This is a genomic window from Paenibacillus sp. YAE3, from assembly GCF_057546105.1.
On record NZ_BAAIYF010000020.1, the window covers coordinates 49,115 to 67,292 of the forward strand.

General features: G+C 53.3%; 15 protein-coding genes. 3 read left to right on the plus strand and 12 right to left on the minus strand.

The window, feature by feature from the left end; translation table 11 throughout:
- Positions 1-21 precede the first annotated feature (21 nt).
- From AC27KL_RS26410 to AC27KL_RS26440, 7 genes are all read right to left on the minus strand, one after another.
- A complete protein-coding gene (locus AC27KL_RS26410) occupies positions 22-1,974 on the minus strand; it encodes an acyltransferase family protein (protein WP_487171668.1) in 1,953 nt (650 codons plus the stop codon).
- Between the two features lie 172 nt (positions 1,975-2,146).
- On the minus strand, positions 2,147-3,235 hold the full coding sequence (locus tag AC27KL_RS26415; RefSeq protein WP_487171669.1) for a stalk domain-containing protein: 1,089 nt from the start codon (positions 3,233-3,235) through the stop codon (positions 2,147-2,149).
- 117 nt (positions 3,236-3,352) lie between these two features.
- The gene (locus AC27KL_RS26420) at positions 3,353-5,659 is read right to left on the minus strand and encodes an Ig-like domain-containing protein (RefSeq protein WP_487171670.1); all 2,307 of its coding nucleotides are present in this window, start codon (positions 5,657-5,659) and stop codon (positions 3,353-3,355) included.
- A gap of 256 nt (positions 5,660-5,915) precedes the next feature.
- Positions 5,916-6,743, minus strand: coding sequence for a sugar phosphate isomerase/epimerase family protein (locus AC27KL_RS26425; RefSeq protein WP_487171671.1), 828 nt, complete (start codon positions 6,741-6,743; stop codon positions 5,916-5,918).
- A gap of 15 nt (positions 6,744-6,758) precedes the next feature.
- Positions 6,759-7,571, minus strand: a complete 813-nt coding sequence (locus tag AC27KL_RS26430) for an arylamine N-acetyltransferase family protein (RefSeq protein WP_487171672.1) — start codon at positions 7,569-7,571, stop codon at positions 6,759-6,761.
- A 298-nt stretch (positions 7,572-7,869) separates the two neighbouring features.
- Positions 7,870-8,613 (minus strand): SDR family NAD(P)-dependent oxidoreductase, encoded by a 744-nt coding sequence (locus AC27KL_RS26435; protein ID WP_487171673.1) that lies wholly within the window; start codon positions 8,611-8,613, stop codon positions 7,870-7,872.
- 54 nt (positions 8,614-8,667) lie between these two features.
- On the minus strand, positions 8,668-9,426 hold the full coding sequence (locus tag AC27KL_RS26440; protein WP_487171674.1) for an SDR family NAD(P)-dependent oxidoreductase: 759 nt from the start codon (positions 9,424-9,426) through the stop codon (positions 8,668-8,670).
- A gap of 222 nt (positions 9,427-9,648) precedes the next feature.
- Between AC27KL_RS26440 and AC27KL_RS26445 the strand changes: the two genes are divergently transcribed.
- Positions 9,649-10,554: a LysR family transcriptional regulator gene (locus AC27KL_RS26445; protein WP_487171675.1), complete on the plus strand. Its 906-nt coding sequence runs from the start codon at positions 9,649-9,651 to the stop codon at positions 10,552-10,554.
- Positions 10,555-10,591: 37 nt separating this feature from the next.
- A complete protein-coding gene (cls, locus tag AC27KL_RS26450; RefSeq protein ID WP_339320841.1) occupies positions 10,592-12,040 on the plus strand; it encodes a cardiolipin synthase in 1,449 nt (482 codons plus the stop codon).
- A gap of 46 nt (positions 12,041-12,086) precedes the next feature.
- On the opposite strand, the gene AC27KL_RS26455 is transcribed toward cls, so the two are convergent.
- Positions 12,087-13,331 carry a stalk domain-containing protein gene (locus tag AC27KL_RS26455; RefSeq protein ID WP_487171676.1) on the minus strand — a complete coding sequence of 415 codons (1,245 nt, stop codon included), beginning with the start codon at positions 13,329-13,331 and terminating at the stop codon, positions 12,087-12,089.
- Positions 13,332-13,554: 223 nt separating this feature from the next.
- Between AC27KL_RS26455 and AC27KL_RS26460 the strand changes: the two genes are divergently transcribed.
- On the plus strand, positions 13,555-14,139 hold the full coding sequence (locus AC27KL_RS26460) for a cupin domain-containing protein (RefSeq protein WP_339320843.1): 585 nt from the start codon (positions 13,555-13,557) through the stop codon (positions 14,137-14,139).
- Positions 14,140-14,252: 113 nt separating this feature from the next.
- Here the strand turns inward: AC27KL_RS26460 and AC27KL_RS26465 are convergent, their stop codons facing one another.
- The 4 genes from AC27KL_RS26465 to AC27KL_RS26480 form a co-directional block, all read right to left on the minus strand.
- Positions 14,253-15,683 carry a DHA2 family efflux MFS transporter permease subunit gene (locus tag AC27KL_RS26465; protein WP_487171681.1) on the minus strand — a complete coding sequence of 477 codons (1,431 nt, stop codon included), beginning with the start codon at positions 15,681-15,683 and terminating at the stop codon, positions 14,253-14,255.
- Positions 15,684-15,737: 54 nt separating this feature from the next.
- Positions 15,738-16,373, minus strand: a complete 636-nt coding sequence (locus AC27KL_RS26470; protein WP_487171677.1) for a TetR/AcrR family transcriptional regulator — start codon at positions 16,371-16,373, stop codon at positions 15,738-15,740.
- Between the two features lie 196 nt (positions 16,374-16,569).
- Positions 16,570-16,893, minus strand: coding sequence for a 2Fe-2S iron-sulfur cluster-binding protein (locus AC27KL_RS26475; RefSeq protein ID WP_036715632.1), 324 nt, complete (start codon positions 16,891-16,893; stop codon positions 16,570-16,572).
- Between the two features lie 111 nt (positions 16,894-17,004).
- On the minus strand, positions 17,005-18,012 hold the full coding sequence (locus AC27KL_RS26480) for a LacI family DNA-binding transcriptional regulator (RefSeq protein ID WP_487171678.1): 1,008 nt from the start codon (positions 18,010-18,012) through the stop codon (positions 17,005-17,007).
- Between the last annotated feature and the right edge of the window lie 166 nt (positions 18,013-18,178).

Genomic DNA, 18,178 nt, shown 5'->3' on the forward strand with positions numbered 1-18,178 from the left:
GTTTGGCGGTTGCGAAAAAAATTATTTTTTCTGCGCCAGAACGGCCTCCGCAAGCATGGAAGCGTAAAACGACGCACCGCTTCGTTTCAAATGCACGCCGTCGCGGTAGAAATAATCGTCCTTGCCTTCGCTTGCCGAATACCAGTCTACTACCGTCACGTTCCCGAATTCATTGGAAACTTCTGCAATATCCGCATTGACGGCATCCTGCCATTTCCGAGGGACGCGCGTATTCACCAGCAGGATCTGCTTGTCCTCTCCAAGCGATTGCAGCAGGGAGCGCAGTTGCTTTTTGCTAAAAGGCCCGTTGGTGCCGAGCTCGATAATGATCCGGTCCCCGAGCCGCCCTTGTTCTTTTAATCGGGCGACAACATCAGCGGCCTGGCGCATCTGCCGCCCTACTTTGCCGTCCACGACGATGCCGGGAAGCTTTTTTTCCAGAAAAGGCGCTGCGTCCAGCATGACCGAATCTCCGATTGCGGTAATGCCTTGGCCGGAAGGTTGCGAAGCGCTCTCTGCCGGGTTTTCTGCCTTTTCCAGCGGCTGGAGTTCAGCAGACTGTTCTTCATTGACTTGGGACGACGATGCATCCTGTGAAGGGCGGTCCGCAATCTGAGCGTCAACCGGGTGTTCATTTTCATTTTCGGACGCCGATTCCTCATGGGGTTGAACCTGTTCGGCCGGCGCCCCATCCGCTGCGACCAGATGCGCGGCCGGCTCGTGTGTATTCAGGGCAAAACGGCCCCAGGCCGCCGCTACCAAAACCGCCGGGACGATAACGCATAACATGACGGGACGTAAACGCCGTTTCCGGGCAAAAGACGGTTGATTTCGTTTCATATGGAATCCTCCTCTGCGCAGTGGTTCTTCGATATATTGATAGGAACATGCCGCCAGAAAAAAGCTCAAAAACAGCTGGAACAAGATGCGAAGGGCGTTGGCTCCTCCCGTATCGACCTCGGGAGTCGTTAATATAATGACGGGAAAATGCCAAATATAGAGGCTGTAAGATCGGACCCCGATCCAGCGCAAAGGCTTGCAGCCCATCGCTTGGCCGATCCGGCTTGCAGGATGCGCCAGGACCGCGATGACGGCCGCGGAAAGGGACGCTATGCCAAGCAACCCTCCCCGGTACAGGAAATCGTCATATTCGCCCGTCCGGTAGATGAGTACCGCTAGCGCGACGAGTCCCAGAAAACCAGCGATGTCCAGCATAACGCGGGCTCCTGCCGGCACTCTATCGCTCAGCTTCCGGCTTGGCCAAACCACGGCCAGGGCAGCCCCGATCAGGAGCGCAAAAGCCCGGGTATCCGTTCCGTAATAAACCCGGCTCGGGTCCTCGCCCGGTGTGTAAATGCCGAACATAGCCAGTGCGGAAACGCCGGCCAATGCCGCAATCATGAGCGCCAGTTTGCCGCGCCGGGGAAAGATGCGCATACCTGCAGCCAGCAGCAGCGGCCAGGCCAGGTAAAACTGCTCTTCGATGGCCAGCGACCAAAGATGCCCGATCGGCGAAGGCGGGCCGAAACTTTCGAAGTACGATACTTTATGAAAGATGAGCCACCAATTATTCGCATAAAATACGGAGGATAAAAAAGCTCCCTTTAAGCCTTGCAGTCTCCCGGGCTCGATGCATAACAGCCATAAAGCGACGAACCCCAGCATGGCAAGCATCGCAGGCAGCAGTCTGCGGGCCCTGCGGATCCAGAATTCGATGAGATTCAGCCTGCCCCGGCTATGCCATTGCTGGATGATCTGATCCGAAATGAGATAACCCGAGATGACGAAAAAGATCCCGACGCCGATAAATCCGCCCTGCGCCCATTTGGCGTTCCAATGATAGGCCATAACGGCGATGACGGAAAACGCCCGTAATCCGTCGAGTCCGGGCATATACCGCTTGCCCTCGGGAGATCTTCGGGGCATCCAACCCCGTGGTTGTCGGTTGCTGTTCACCTTCATGTTGTCGATCATAGCCATTCATCCTAACCTTTCATTTGTTGTTCATAGACAGGACGCCGGGACATATGCGAAAAGTTGGTGGAATTAACTGGAACATCCATTAAATGATAAAAAAGGCATCCCGAACAGAGTTGCCGTCGGAATGCCTTTTGTTTTTGTAACGATTGGACGGGGGTTTGAGAAGTTACCGCTGAATTTCCGCTTTCAGAATTTCGGATACGAATTGAAGAGGAACGTAAAGCTTGTTTTGCTGAAGCACGGGCGCGGCGTTTAATGCTTTTGGAGCCGTTTTGGCGAAAAAGTACGCGTTTTGGCCCACGGTTACGCGCGTAAATTGTGCCCCTTTTCTCAGCTCGGCCGTTTTGGCGGACGGATTCCACCGGAGTTCGTATCCCAATTGCCAAGCTGCGTCGCGCAAAGCCACCATCTCGATGCCGTGAGCATTTTTATATTTTGCGGTCTTTTTCAAGTCCAGTTTCCGGGCCGCTTCCGGTTTTGTTTTCAAGCCTGTTTTTCCTTTCAAGTCGAATCGAAACTCCGGCGAGCCGATATCCCCCGGCCCAATGCTGTATTTCGGGAACACGACGACCAGCTCGCCGTTTTCAATATAGAAGGTTTGCTCCTCGAACGTTCCTTTGTAATCCTCCATGAAGTATTTATCGGGATCTTTTTTCATCTGCGCAAGAATGTCGGCATCGAGTTTCGCCTTGTAATCGTCCCCCAGCAGGTCGGAGAGCGTCACCCGCTCGGCTGCGGCAGCATTTTTCACGTTGTACGTATCGATCCGCGGCATGCTGGTTCCTCCCGTGAACCCTTCGGTAGTCACCACCAACGAAATAATGCCGGCCGGGGTTCCGGTACCGTCAGACTTCAGGCTGTAGGTCATATACAGCTCGTACGGACGGTATTCGAGATGAGCCGATTTCGCTTTCGCGGCCGCATCCGCGGCATTTTTCTCCCAGTTCGCCAAATCTTTTTGGGCATGCGACAAAATGATGTCGTTTATTTCATCCTGATAGCGCCGATCCAGCATCCCGGAGAGTTGGGGCACTTGGATGTGAGCCTTCAGATTCCCGTTTGCCGACTTCAATGTTTTCTCCTGTACCTTTACGCCTTTCGCTGCCGGGACTCCCGTTTTCATGTTAACCGCTGCCGGGGCAGGGGCTTGTTCGGAAGCCATGGCATGGACCGGCAAACCCGCCGCGCTGATGCTAAGCATAGCCGCACAGCCTGCCGCGGTTAACGCAATTTGTTTGATCGTTTTCTTTTTCATATCCTTTTGTCCTCCATCTCTCTATTCAAAGTGTCTTTTGCTCGCACTCATGGGCTAGGACGCAGGAGAAGAGGCAAAAAGTTTGGAACAAAATAAAAAAAACGTCTCGCGACGTTTTCAATCTCCCCAGCGGACGGACGCGTCTCCCTTCCGATCATAGGCCTGGGCCCAATAATATCCCGGGGCCGTAATGCGTCTTGGAGCAAAACCGATCTCCCCCGACGGGGACGACACGTTTTCCGAGCTTGCGCGAAAGGAACCCGTGGCGGCAGCCGTGCCGTTGACGTATTTTCCCGCCATGTAGGTGAATCTTCCGGATACTTTTGCGCCGCCGATCGCCTCCCCGGTTTTCAAATCCGCCACCTGCAGGGAAACGACCGCTTTAGAACCGTCATATTGCAGCTCCATGCCGGACACGATCAACGGTTTTAAGGAAGTATGTTCCGTTTTCGCTTTGATCGGGTCGCTTGGCGGTCCTTCGTTGCCGGAAGCGTCCACGGCCGTGATGCGATATACGTATTTCGTATCGGGCAGCAGGCCAACGTCCCGGAAGCTGAGTTTGGTGGACACGCCAGCCAAATGCGCTGTGTCCAGCGGAAAGTTCGTGCTGGTGCCCCGGTAAATGCGGTACTCCTGAACGGCGGCGTTATCCGCGGCCGGACCATAGGCTAGGTCGATGCGCTGATAGTCGAACACGGCTGCCTTCGGCCCTCCCGAAACGGCCGTGGGCGGCTCGGTATCCGGCGGCGCCTGCCAAAAGACCGCCTCGGGTCCCCAGACGGAAGGAAGCCTCCGAAGCGAATCATAATGGTGCACGGCGATGCCCCCGAAAGCCGGATTCCCTGCAAAAGCAGCGTACACCTTCTCCAGCTCCGCCTCCATATGCTGCCTTCCTTCCTCGCTAAAGCTGATCGTTTCGGGATCTCCGCCGTCGGCGATGTCTTTCGTTTCCACGCCGATCACGACGGAATACGGTTTCCCGATCTTATTGGCATACTCGATTTCGCCCCGCGCATGTTCGATGATCCCGGCCGTTCCTTCAGCCTGATCGCGATAGTCCATGATGGAGATGTAATCCAGCGTATCCTGCACATGTTCGGAAAGCGGTTTCAAATTACCCTTCCAATCTATATCCGTAGCATCCGCGGAAGTATCGAACCAGCGGGGAATGGCCGCCCCGACATGCAGGGACAGGCCCGAGGCTGTTTTACGGTCCATCAACGCTTGGAGCATATCCAAGTATTGCACCTGTACCGAAGGTTTACTGCTTTTGAAATCAGGCAAGCTGTACGGCTCGGTATCGATGTTGACCCCATCGAACCGTTCATGCTCGTCGGAGGACAAGTTGTAATTCAAGATCTGTTCTAACTCGGCTACCGCCTTCTCCCGATACCTTTCATAAGCCCCGAAATACGGAGGGGTCGTGCCGCCGGCAATCAAAGCCTGAACCCGATAACCGCGTTCATGCGCCCACCCGATAAATTGACGGACTTCCGCGCGTTTGTCTTCCAGCATGCGAATGCCGTTATAATTGCCTACGGCCACATACCAGGTTCGGATCGGGTCTTGGCCGAACGTGTCCGTATCGGTCGACATCGCATCCAATACCGTCCTTGCGCCCGGGTTCAACACGAGCGGATAGGACTCGTTTTCCCAAATCCATAATGCCCGGTCTTGGCTGTATACGTCCTGGGTTACCGTTGAAGACGCGTCTTGTTCCATTTCCGCGGAACCCCCGGCTTTGACGTATAAGGTCGGGCTGAACCCGATGTTTCCGTTTACGTCTTCTGCCCTCGCTTCCAAGCTATTCACCCGGCCGGACACGGACCGGGTATCCCAAGCCAGCGAATATCCCCTTAGGGACGGATTGGCATCCTCCCACTCCCCGCCATTGATCCTTACCTGAACGCGCGCGATAGCATTTTTGCCGGAAACCCCGACATCAACGGCAATTTCGCCCTCGGCTAACTCCTGCTCCCTGGGACTGATCACCTCGACCCGCGGAACGTTCGCCTGCGGATTGTCCACTTCGACTAGCAGGAACGGAGACCATACCATGTAGCGGGTTGCTGCGTCCTTGCCTCTTGCCGCGAGTTCGATCGTACCGTCATGCTTCGAAAGGTCGATATCCGCATACCAGGTGCCCGCCTCCTCTCCTTCCATATGGGCGCTTGCGATCGAATCGCCGTTTACCGCGATTTCGATGTCATATACGCCGCTGTACGTTCCCGTCAAACGGGTGATTCCAGGGCCTAACGGTCCGCCGGCGCCGGGAGGATCGATCGAAATCTGCGCAGCGGCCGTTGCCGACGAAGGGGGAATGCAGGAGAGTGCTAGAAACACCATCAAAACCAGACAAATTCCGAGTTTGGCCAACCCTTCTTTACGGGTCCGGATCGCTCCCCGTTCCTGCTCGGCTGCCATAAGTTCCTCACTTCCTTTTCCCATAATGCAAACGGCGTTGAGACGGCAACTGAAGCCAGCGTGCGTGGTTGCGTTTAAGGCATTTGCCGCATAATAAAGCGCTTACTTTTTCTTATTTTGGCCGACGCTCCGTTAGAACCGGATCCGACAAAAAAATAAGGAGCGGAACATCAAGTCCCGCACCTTTTCGCAAATACACTTAGACGTTGAATATTTCCAAAGCACGAAGCTCGGGCAAAATCCCGGACAAGCTTCCCTATAAATATGGCTGGACTAATGCTTTTACCCGGTTGATGCCTTCCCACATGTCGCCCGGCCCATCGTACACCAATGTAATCGGGCCCTCATAACCGCTGCTTCTGACCAGATCCATGCATTTCTTAAATTCCTCCTCATCCGGTCTGCCCTGGCCATCCGTGATCGCTTTCGCATGAATGGATTCGCTTCGCGGGATCATGGCCCCTAACTCCGCAAGCTTGTCTTCTCCGGCGAAATTGCCAAAATCCGTTGTCAATCCAAGCTCTTCGCCACAAATGTCAAGCAAGGATATGCAATTTGCCGCCGTGGAAGCCAAATCATGAAAATTCTCGGTAACGATTCGGACCTGCTTATCCGAGGCGTATCGGATCAGGCGCTTCAGCTGCGCCGCCGCCAGCCGGACGGCCTCCCCGTCGGCCGGATCCGCATCGCCCGCGATAATGCGAATCCGTTCGGCGCCAAGGGCAGAGGCGACGTCGATCCACTTTTTCATCCATTCCATATCGGCTTCCCTGCGCCGTTCGTCCGGGTTCGTGAGGTCTCCGTAATCGGCCAGCAAAGTGTACAAACGGATGCTCGACCGAACGATAGATTCGCGAAGCTTATTAAGATAAACGGTGCTTGTCTCCGGTAGATGGAAATGGCAAAGCTCCATCGCCTGAAAACCGTTCTCGCGGAGCAAAGCAGGCAACTCCAGCAGCGAGATCGTTTGCGGCTGCTCATCCATCGCGGTGCCTTGCGTTTTAGCCTCCTCATCCCAATACGTCCAGCGGAGCGGGCCCAAATTCCGATGCAAGCTCCAAGTCGTCAACGATAAAAACGGCATGCCTATACGCCTCCTTTATGGATAGTTTCCATCCTCTTCTTTCCGATTCAGCACGATTCCAAAATGTTTCAGCAACGCTTGATGGTACTCCTCTGCCGATTGCGGTACCCATGATTCCACGCCGCCGGAACCAAAAATCCTGAACTCCTCCCCCGCTACCGTGCTCCTGCCTTCCGGGGTGCGGATAAAGACCATTGCGGATTGCGTAAAGATGGATTCGGGCGCATGTTCGCACCAATAGGAAGCCATCGCGTAATCCTGCAGCAGCTGCGGTTCCTCGGTAAACGAATACAATCGGCACCATTCCCCGTGTTTCCATTCGCAAAGCATCCAGCCGAAAAACGGATCCCGATCGAAGCGGTACCGTTCGTTGCCTGCCGGCTGCTCGATCCCATCAGCCAGCAATAACGGGGTTACGGGTACGATGCCCCCGACGCCGACGTCGCATAAATACGGGCGGCCTTCCGCTTCGACCCTCAGCACATGATGCCGCCGCATCGGCGGCGGATTCGGTTCATCGCGCCAAAACCGAGCGAAATAATGCGTCACTTTAAATCCGATCTCCTCCAGCAGCCATGCAAACAGCGCGTTGAGCTCAAAACAATACCCTCCCCGGCGGCGGGAGACGATTTTATCATGCAGATGTTCAAGCTTCAACGACAAAGGCACGCCGTTGACGATGTCGAGGTTCTCATAGGGAACATGGTAAATATGGCATTCCTGAAGACGGGCAAGCACGGCCGCGGTCGGTTCGACCGCTCCGTCGTACCCGATCCTGTTCAAATAATCCGCCGCCCGCGTCGAAATGCCGGATACGTTATGATTCATACCGCAAACCGAACCTCCACTTTCATAAAAATATACGACCTACAATACTTTTCCATAAGTATATGACCATCTCCTCCCGGAAAGACAAAAACCAGCCGGGCAAAGATGCCCACGGCCGGTTTTATGTCATGAACCTGGTAATTCGCTTGGCTTGCTTAAGACAATGCCGGATAAACAGCAAGAGCCCAAACCCCCGGCTTCAGGGAGGTTTGAGCTCTTTTTCACGTTTGGGCCTTGTTGCTGCGTCTTTCCTAATATTGCGGCTTCAGCAAGGCCGCCCGTTGGACCGGGACCCGGATTACACCGCCGTATACCCGCCGTCCACCAACAGGCTTGTGCCTGTAATAAACGATGCGTCATCGCTTGCCAGGAACAGGACGGCTTTGGCCACTTCTTCCGGTTTGCCGAGGCGACCCATCGGGTGCAGCCCGACCAGATGCTGGGTGACCGCTTCGGTTCTGCCTTTGATCAGCGGCGTATCGATGTAGCCCGGGCACACCGCATTGACTCGAATGCCTTTGGCTGCATAATCGGCGCCCAGCGTCTGGGTGAGCAGCTTAACGCCGCCTTTGGCGGATGCATATGCGGTGACGCCCGCTTTGCCGACGTGGCTGTGGATGGAGCCGCAGTTCACGATCGCGCCGCCATGGCCCTGCGCAAGCATCTGTTTGATCGCGTATTTATCGCAGAGGAATACGCCGGTCAAGTTAATGTCGATCGTGCGCTGCCAGCTGTCGGAGGACAGCAGGTCGGCAGGTCCGTCCTGCGCGATGCCCGCGTTTGCGAACAGCACATCCAGCTTCCCGTATTTCTCAACCGTTTGCTCCACCATGCGAATGACGTCCTGCTCATTCGTTACGTCCGTTTTCACGAACAACGCATCAGATCCCGCTGCATTCAGTTCATCCGCAACCGCTTGGCCGCGTTCCGAAAAATCGGCGATCACGACTTTTGCGCCTTCGGCGGCAAACATTCTGACGGAGGCTTCCCCGATGCCGCTTGCTCCGCCGGTAACCACGGCCACTTTATTTTCGAATTTCATTGCTCTCGCTCCCATCTTAGATTCATTTTAAAAACACATGCTCGAATTATTTTCTTACATCGCGGTAGCTCCGCCATCGATCACGAACTCGGCCCCCGTGCAATAGGAAGATTCGTCGGAAGCAAGGAACAGAACCATGTTCGATACTTCCTCGACCAAGCCGAATCGGCCCATTGGAGCCATCCGTTTGCCCAGCTCCGCGGCGGACATTTGACTCGCCTGCGTCGCATAATCGCCCATCGCCGTATTGATGTAGGCAGGATGGATCGAGTTGACCCTCACGTTGGCCGAAGCGTATTCGACCGCGGCGTCTTTTGTCATGATCCGTACCGCCCCTTTGCTTGCGCCGTAAGCGACGTGCCCCGATGCCCCGGTCAAGCCGGCGATAGAGGAAGCATTAATGACCGAACCGCCTTGTTCTTGCTTAGCCATGACCGGCATCACGTGCTTCATGCCGAGGAAAACGCCCGTCACGTTGATCGAAAGCATCCGATTCCACTCATCCAGCCCGATTTCGGCCAGCGGTTTAATGAAATAAATGCCTGCGTTATTGAACAAAATATCGATAGAACCGAACTGCTTAACCGACGCTTCAACGATCTGTTTCCAGTCGTCTTCGCTGCTGACGTCGTGTTTGAAAGCCGCGGCGCTGCCCCCGGCCTGCTCAATTTCCGACGCCGTTTGTGTTACGTTATCCAAATTGATGTCCGTGACGATCACTTTGGCGCCTTCCTGCGCAAAACGCAGCGCCGTCGTTTTCCCGATGCCTGCTCCCGCCCCGGTGATCAGTGCGACTTTTCCTTCCAATCTCATGCGATAACTCCCTTTCCGTCATGGCATTTATCAAAGCTTGTCTCCAAACGAAACCAATGAACGGCCTGAACATGCTGCAGCAATTCTCCAAAAGGATGTACCTCAGGCTTTACTTCTATGTTATCATCGATAAGGGTTCAATAAAATTTAAACATATTTAATTTGACTTAAGGCTAGCTTAAATCATATCCGGATATAAACTTACAAGGATCGGGTTGAAACATGCATATTGAAAAACTGGAGTATTTGGTCGAGGTCGCGAAAACCGGCTCCATCTCGAAAGCCGCCCAGAATCTTCACGTCACCATTTCGGCAGTCAGCCAGTCGATATCGAGCCTTGAAGAGGAATGGGGGGTTGCCGTTCTGAAACGGCAGCGCACGGGAGCCGTCCCCACCGCTGAAGGAGCCGTCATCATTAAAAAAGCGGCCGAGCTGCTGCAGAAATACGACGAATTGAAGGAAGCCGCCCAAGGGTATTCCGAGCTGGTCCAAGGACGACTGCGAATCGCAACGATTCCCGGCCCCATGCTGCTGCTCGAGCAAGCGGTGCTGGATTTCAAGCGAAAATATCCGAAGGTCAAAATCGAGATCGTTGAACAAGGTTCGCAGGATATTATCGACGACGTTTTGAACGATAAAACCGACCTGGGCTTCATCATTCTTTACAAAAACCGGCTGATTGAACATTTGGGGCTCGATTACGACCCGCTGCTCAAAGTCAAAATGGTTGCCGCCACCAGCATCCATTCGCCGCTCGCTTTCCAGAAAACAATTACGCCGGAAGAGCTTAAACGGCAGAACGTTGTGCTGTATAATGATGATTATGTGAAATGGTTTATGGATGATTTTCAGAAAAAATACGGGCCGGCCGATATCGTATACACCACGAACAACCGCGCATTGATCAGCCGCGCGTGCCTCACCCATTCGGCGGTTACGGTGGGGCTCAACTATTCGTTCATTTCCGAACCGATCTCCGATACCGTCATCCTGGATTTTGATTTCCCCCAGCAAAGTCCGGTATTCCTGGGAGTCATTCAGCGGAAGGAACATCATATTTCCGCGATTTCACGGCATTTTCTAGACCGCATCAAACATGATATTTCCGGTTTGCAAAACATGCTGTAAGCCGGAAGTGGCGTTAAAGCAGGAGGACAACGACGCAATGAACTTTTCTTCCCTCATTCTAGGATTGATCTTGTTTCTGAATTTTATTTTCGCTTTGGTCGTCGTGTTTAAGGAGCGCCGCGACCCTGGAGCGACTTGGGCTTGGCTGCTGGTGCTGTCGTTCATCCCGATTGCCGGCTTTTTGCTGTACCTGCTCTTCGCCCAAAACTTCAGGCATGTCCGCTTGTTCCATTGGGACGACCTGAAGAAAATCGGCGTCAAAGAGATTATTTTGGAGCAGCTGGAACGCATTCAGATGGGCAACTTCCGTTTCTACAACGAATCGGCCAGCAAATACAGGGATCTCATCTACATGTATTTGAAAAACAACCACTCGATGTTTACCGAAGAAAACGCGGTGGACATCATTACCGACGGACAGGAGAAATTCGATAAGCTGTTCAAAGACATTCACGGGGCAAAAGATTATATCCATATCCAGTATTACATCATCCAAAACGACGTCCTCGGCAAAAAATTGATCAACCTCCTCACGCAAAAGGCACGGGAAGGCGTGAAGGTCAGAGTGCTTTATGACCAGCTGGGCTCGAGAAAGCTGACAAAAAGGTTTTTTCGCGAATTCCGGGCCGCCGGAGGGCTTGCCGAAGCGTTTTTCCCTTCGCGGCTGCGCTTGATCAACTTCCGTTTGAATTACCGCAACCACCGCAAACTCGTCATCATTGACGGCGAAATCGGTTATGTGGGCGGGTTCAACGTGGGGGACGAATATTTGGGGCTGAATTCGAAGTTCGGCTATTGGCGGGACACCCACTTGCGGATCATCGGATCGGCGGTTTACGCGCTGCAGATTCGGTTTATTTTGGACTGGAACCAAGCCTCGCACCATCACGCCATTACATACTCGCCGAACCTGTTCCCGGAGGTGGCTCCCTGCGGCCGGATCGGCATGCAGATTGTCACGAGCGGACCGGATTCGGAGCTTGAACATATCAAAAACGGATACATAAAAATGATTTCCTCCGCGAAAAAAACGATTCACATCCAGACTCCTTATTTCATTCCGGATGCAAGCGTGCTGGATTCGCTGCGGATTGCCGTCCTGTCGGGCGTTGAAGTCAAAATCATGATTCCGGACAAGCCGGACCATATTTTCGTGTATTGGGCCACATATTCGTATATCGGGGAGCTATTGAAGGTAGGCGCTACCGTTTATCTGTACAATAACGGTTTCATTCATTCTAAAACGATCGTCATCGACGAAGAAATCGCTTCGGTGGGCACGGCCAATATCGATTTTCGCAGCTTCAAGCTGAATTTCGAAGTCAATGCCTTTTTGTATGATGACCGGATTTCAAAAAAATTGACGGAGATGTTCGAAGAGGATTTGCGCGTATCCCGGCAGTTGACGCTTCAGGAATACCAACAGCGCCCGAGATGGATTCGGATCAAGGAAGGCATATCGCGGCTGCTGTCGCCGATTCTGTAAGAAAAAAAGAGCGGTCCCATGCGGGACGCTCTTTTTTTATAATGATTTATTTCATCTCTATGGACTCATTGATCTTCGCCCAGGCAGGCTGGCCGATCAGCCCTAAGCGCCAGAATGCGACGCCTTTCAGGTCATACCGTTTGGCCAGGCCGATCTTGGTGTTGACGGTACCTGCGTTTTCGCTGCCGAGCGAGATCCCGAGAATCAGCTTGTCTTTGCTGGTTTCCTTCAACGCCAGGCGGATGGCCTCGTCGACCTGCTTCAATGGTTCGGGGCCTTTTTCCTGTTCAAACGCATAAGCCATAATCACCAAATCGTCCGCAAGACCCGATAACGATTTGTAATCATAACCTGCATAGGAACTGTTCAGCGGATGAAGGATAAGCGTCAATTTCAGGCCAGCCGCGCGGGCTTTGGCGGAAAGCTTTTTCACGAATGCGTTGTATTCCGCTTTCACCTTGTTTTTGTCGCCGGTCAAACCAAGCCCTTCCAGATCGAGCGCAATGCCTTTAAACCCTTTTCCCGAGGCCGCTTCCACGATCTGCGAGGTGGTTTTCTCCTGAAGCGCCTGATCTTCCAGGTTTTTCGTCAATTCGCCGCTGGAATCCACGGAGTACACCATCAAATACGGCGACGTTCCTTGCTGCGCGGCATCTTGAAGGATCGATTCCGGCGTGACTTCGCCCGCAGCCTGCGGCCATTTATACTCCTTGCCCTCCATCGTGAATTGTCCGGAAGGATCGATCCGGCTCCAGCCGAAAGCAACCGAATCGAACGACGGGACGTATGCCCGTTCATCGAAAGAAGATAGCGCGTAAAAGCCTAGCGTATACATGTCTTCCTTAGGCGACGTGATCGAAACGGTTTGCGTTTTCTGATCCCAGGCGACCCCGGCCCCGAACTGCTGGCTAAAAAAGCTGAGCGGAATCATCGTGCTGCTGCGGATCGTTTGCGGGGCGTTGGCAAGAGCTACCGATTTCCCGTCGACCAAAGCTTGTTTGCTGCCGATGGTCAACACAACCTGTTTGGAGACCCCGTCCTCTTTTTTCGTAGCCGTGATTTTTTGTTCCTTCTGGTTCCAAGTCACTTGAATGCCAAGCGCTTCGGAGATGGCCCGGAACGGCACCATGGTCGTTCCCTTCAACACGGTCGGCTCCACCGGAAAAGACAGCGGGTATCCGTCGAGCATGATGCTGACCTTGCCTGCCGCCTTGGCCGCATCCGCGGGAATCGCGGAGAAAGAGCCTGCAAGCAAAACGGAGCTTAAAAGAATTTTCCCAATGATCTTCATATTCGGTTCTCCCATGATCTGAAATATAGTTTTGTTTGATTTAATAGAATGCTAGATTCACTATACCATGATCCGGAATACCATTTCCACCCAAAACAGGCAAAGCAGGGTTGTTCTCTGTTGCTTCCGTGATTCAGGGACATTCGCGGAGCCGCTGCATACAATACCCAGTAAATGCCCAATTTACATCGAAGGACGTGAAAATTTTAGCATGATCTCTTATATGGATTTTACATCCCCCTCGGCGCAGTTCTCCTATGATCTGAAAAACAATACATTTTTTCAAAAGGACGCCCGCAATTTCATAAACATGCTTTCGGTCAACCAGTTGAATACCCTGGGAAACGTATCGCTGCTCGATATTTATTTGAGCAAATCAAATGTGGTCGAACCCCATATCCACCAAAACGCCTCTGAACTGGTCTACCTGATTTCAGGCGCAGCCGTCGTCTCCCTGATCAATCCGTTTACGAAGAAACTGATCAACATACCGATAACTCCCGGGCAAGTCGCCAATGTGCCCCAGGGCTGGTGGCATTACGAAATCGCGACGGCGGACAACACGCACATTTTAGCCATTTTTGACGCCCCGGTTCCCGAATTTATCGGAGGGTCCGATCTGCTTCGGCTTACCCCGGCCGAAATTTTTGCCCACACGTACTGCTTGAACGAAGAACAGGTCAAAGCGACGCTGGCCCCGATCCAAGATACGGTGTTCATCGGGCCTCCCAACAACTGCACGCGCAGCCTCCCCCAACGTCAGGTAATCGGGAACCGGGGAATCATCAGCGGACATAGCATGGAATAGTTTAGAAGGATAGCATAAACCTATTGCTAGATTCAACGGACGAATGCTCTGAAGGATCGGTGCCCAAACGATGAAAAACCCCGCAGCCGTGGCTTTGGGGTTTTTGCGCTTATTTAGTCGTGTTTTACCGGAACCCGTTTCATAAACAGGCCGATCACGAAGCCGAGCAGAGCGATGATCATGCCGAACATAAAGGCATGCGATACGCCGGCCGTCAACGCTTCGATCGGATTCCCGCCCGGATGGGTTGTATAATAGCTCTCCTGCCCGGCCGACATGATGCTGACGGCAACCGCCGTGCCGATGGCCCCCGCCACCTGCTGAAGAGTGTTCATGATCGCGGTTCCGTCCGGATAATATTCACGCGGCAGCTGGTTCAAGCCGTTTGTCTGCGCGGGCATCATGATCATTGAAATGCCGATCATCAAGCAGGAATGCAGCACGATGATGAGGAAAGCGGCGGAAGCGGCCGTTACGCCCGAGAAAAACCACAGAGCCGCGGCTGCTACGATAAAACCAGGGAAAACAAGCCACTTCGGACCGTATTTGTCGAACAAACGCCCCATGAGGGGAGACATCAAGCCGTTCACGATTCCCCCGGGAAGCATTATGAGTCCGGCGTAAAACGCCGATTTTCCAAAACCGCCCTGCAGGAACAGCGGCAGCACCAGCATCGACGACAAAATGATCATCATGCTGATAAAGACCATGACGACGCCGACCGAAAACATCGGGTATTTGAATGCCCGCAGGTTGATCATCGGCTGCTTCATCCGCAATTGATGCCAACCGAACAAGACCAGTGCCGCGATACCGATGATCAGGGACGCGACCACCTTCGGGCTCGTCCAGCCTCCGCCTTCTCCGGCGCTGCTGAAGCCGAACACGATGCCACCGAAGCCGATCGTCGATAAAATGATCGACAACAGATCGATTTTCGGTTTGGTGATGGTCGATACGTTTTGCATGAACAGGATACCGCAAACCAGCGCCAACACGAGAAAAGGCAAAGACAGCCAGAAAATCCAGTGCCAGCTGAGGTTTTCGATCAACAGACCCGCGATCGTCGGGCCGACCGCAGGGGCGAACATGATCACGAGGCCGATGATGCCCATGGCGGCGCCCCGTTTTTCAGCCGGGAAAATAACCAAAATCGTGTTGAACATCAGCGGGAGCATGATGCCCGTCCCCATGGCCTGAACGACGCGAGCGACCAGCAGCACTTCAAAACTCGGCGCCAGCGCCGCAATCAAACAACCGGCGATCGAAAAGATCAGCGCGGTAATAAATAATTGTCTCGTCGTAAACCATTGCAGCAAAAGGCCGGATACCGGCACTAAAATGCCCAGCGTCAGCAAATACCCTGTAGTGAGCCATTGCGCCGTCGGCGGCGAAATGTGCAGCACCTGCATCAAATCGTTTAATGCGACGTTTAATGCCGTCTCGCTGAACATCCCGATAAATCCGCTGATAAGCAGCGCGACCATGATCGGGATGACTTTGAATCGTTTGTCCGAGCTTGCTGCCGTTTGTGTATTTTGCATGGCTGCTTCCACAATCCCTAACCTCCATATGTCTGATTTCTATCTCTATTTATCTCAATCTTCTATTTTATGTCTTTCGCTTCTTGGGGGCGATTGATCCGACCGGCTGAGGTCCAGCAGGCGTTCCACCAGTATCCCCATATACTTGGATGCCGCATGGATCGGTCCGGTATCCTGCTTTGTCATGGCAATGATCAGCGAACCTTCCATCATGGACAAGACGACCGTAGCCGTCTCGGCGGCACGATCCGCATCAAGGCCCGCCGATTGCAGCCGCTGGGACAACATCCCGTGCCATTCATCGATTGTGTTCTGACAAGCTTCCCTAAGCGATACGCTGATGGAACACGTTTCCACTGCATTCCAGAAGCTGAGAGGGGCAAAACCCTCAAAATTCGATTTTTCGGCCTCCTCGGCCATCATTTCGATATGGTATTGGATCGCTTGGGCCGGATGTTCGAATCGTTCGAAAGCCTCCTGCCATTTGCCGGAAACCATTCGCTTAATCTGTTCGATGCATTCCCGCGCAAGCTCTTCTTTCCCTTCCGGAAAATAATAATAGAGCGAGCCTTTGGGGCATTGGCTTTCCTTAATGATTTGGTTCAATCCCGTTCCATGATATCCCTGCGCAGAGAACAGTCTGGTAGCCGTTTTCACGATGGTTTCACGCGAGTTTGCTTTGCCTGCCATGGAAGCGAGGCCTCCTTTCTTCAAAATTATAACGAACGGTCTACATATTATAAGGGATAGAAGGCCTTGATTGTCAACGATTTTCTTTTGCAGAAAATTTTCCGGAGGTTTGCCGGCCGCGTGCTGCCAATAAAAAACGGCTGCCTGCCCATTTGGTGGACAAACAGCGGCTTCATGAATTCATTTGCCATCTCTTTTAATCGAGCGGGCGCTTGCCGGCATCCATGCCGGAACCGGAAACGGTCATGACCGGCTTCACGGTCAGATCGCTATGTACGCGGATTTGGCAGGAAAGCCGCACGTTCGGCTCGTGGATTCCTTTGGTTGCGAGGATCGCTGCCTCCGCTTCGCCCATGGCGCCGGCGTCTCCTTCAAGGATCTCTACGCGGCAGGTCGTGCATCTCGCATTGCCTCCGCAGCGGTGCAGAATGTCGACGCCGTGATCCTCCAGAGCGAGTACCAGCTTTTGTCCGTCCGCCGCTTCAATGGTTCCCTTTCCTTCGACTTGAATCGTTGGCATGTGGAATCGCTTCCTTTCTTTCGTTAGATATTAAGCATCATCCCGAAGGGAATGATACACGAGTCTCTATTATTGCTTGACGGAAGGTATTTTTCAAGTGATGTCAATAAATCAGCTATCGATCCGGTTGTCGACATTGTGGACGGACCCTCGTTGAACCAATTCTATGCCCAGCTTATACGTCGCGTTGACCTCTTCCCCGTTAAGCATCTGAAACAGCAAATGCGCCGCTAAGGAACCGGCCTCGTGTTTGGGCTGGCGAATCGTCGTTAGCGGCGGATTCATGTACCCGGCCTGCTCGATGTCGTCGAAGCCGATGATCGAAATGTCGCCGGGAATCGAATACCCGCCTTCCTTCAATGCCGCCAGGCCGCCGATGGCCATTTCGTCGTTCCCGTAAAAAATCGCCGATGGCAATTCGCCCTGCATCATCATCGTCTTGGTGGCGCGATATCCTCCATCCCGCACAAAACCGCCGGTCAGGCGCCACTTCGTCTTCTCGCTTAAATCTCTCTCTTTTAATGCTCGGAGATATCCCTTATAACGTTGGCCGTTGTCATACGAGTTTTGCGGGCCGCTGACATAAGCAATGGTTCGATGTCCCAAATCCAGCAAATGGCGCGTGGCGATATAACCGCCTTGTTCGCCGTCCACCAACACGTTCGCCAACCCGTCGCCCGTAAGCTCCCGGTCCATCACGACGATCGGAAAACGTTCCGATGCCGACTCCAGCAAAATTTCGTTCGGAATGTTCTGGGCCAATACGATCGCCCCGTCGGCCCTTTTTTCGCGAAGAAATCGGACGGCCGTGGAGTCCTGGGCGCCGATGGAGCTGCAGGCGATCAGATCGTAACCGTTTGCAATCGCCACGTCTTGAATGCTCCGGATGAGCTCCGAATAATAAGGCCCGGAAAGATCGGTCAGGATCAGCATGATCGTGTTGGTGCGGCTCCGTTTCAAATCCATGGCAAAACCGTTTTTGCGGTAGTTCAGCTGCCGGGCTGCCTCAAGGACTTTCTCCTTCGTCTCTTTGCTTACTTTCGGGTCCCCGTTTAATGCATACGAAGCCGTCGAAAGCGCAACCCCCGCCAGCTTCGCCACGTCTTTTATGGTCGCCATTCGACCTCCTCCTTCCCAAATGACTTCGTTATGTATAGATTGAGCGTTTTGCAGTAATCTGAGGCCTTGAGCCGTAAGGATTTTCGGACATAAAAAAGGGACTTCACCCCAACTTGGAGAAGTTTTCAAGTGACCAAACCCAAAAACCTCAAGGATGGAGGAAGTC

Coding starts and splice junctions, on each gene's coding strand:
- AC27KL_RS26465 (WP_487171681.1), bottom strand. CDS start 15,683: ATGCAAAATACACAAACGGCAGCAAGCTCGGACAAACGATTCAAAGTC.
- cls (WP_339320841.1), top strand. CDS start 10,592: ATGAACTTTTCTTCCCTCATTCTAGGATTGATCTTGTTTCTGAATTTT.
- AC27KL_RS26410 (WP_487171668.1), bottom strand. CDS start 1,974: ATGATCGACAACATGAAGGTGAACAGCAACCGACAACCACGGGGTTGG.
- AC27KL_RS26415 (WP_487171669.1), bottom strand. CDS start 3,235: ATGAAAAAGAAAACGATCAAACAAATTGCGTTAACCGCGGCAGGCTGT.
- AC27KL_RS26425 (WP_487171671.1), bottom strand. CDS start 6,743: ATGCCGTTTTTATCGTTGACGACTTGGAGCTTGCATCGGAATTTGGGC.
- AC27KL_RS26475 (WP_036715632.1), bottom strand. CDS start 16,893: ATGCCAACGATTCAAGTCGAAGGAAAGGGAACCATTGAAGCGGCGGAC.
- AC27KL_RS26460 (WP_339320843.1), top strand. CDS start 13,555: ATGGATTTTACATCCCCCTCGGCGCAGTTCTCCTATGATCTGAAAAAC.
- AC27KL_RS26420 (WP_487171670.1), bottom strand. CDS start 5,659: ATGGCAGCCGAGCAGGAACGGGGAGCGATCCGGACCCGTAAAGAAGGG.
- AC27KL_RS26470 (WP_487171677.1), bottom strand. CDS start 16,373: ATGGCAGGCAAAGCAAACTCGCGTGAAACCATCGTGAAAACGGCTACC.
- AC27KL_RS26435 (WP_487171673.1), bottom strand. CDS start 8,613: ATGAAATTCGAAAATAAAGTGGCCGTGGTTACCGGCGGAGCAAGCGGC.
- AC27KL_RS26455 (WP_487171676.1), bottom strand. CDS start 13,331: ATGAAGATCATTGGGAAAATTCTTTTAAGCTCCGTTTTGCTTGCAGGC.
- AC27KL_RS26480 (WP_487171678.1), bottom strand. CDS start 18,012: ATGGCGACCATAAAAGACGTGGCGAAGCTGGCGGGGGTTGCGCTTTCG.
- AC27KL_RS26445 (WP_487171675.1), top strand. CDS start 9,649: ATGCATATTGAAAAACTGGAGTATTTGGTCGAGGTCGCGAAAACCGGC.
- AC27KL_RS26440 (WP_487171674.1), bottom strand. CDS start 9,426: ATGAGATTGGAAGGAAAAGTCGCACTGATCACCGGGGCGGGAGCAGGC.
- AC27KL_RS26430 (WP_487171672.1), bottom strand. CDS start 7,571: ATGAATCATAACGTATCCGGCATTTCGACGCGGGCGGCGGATTATTTG.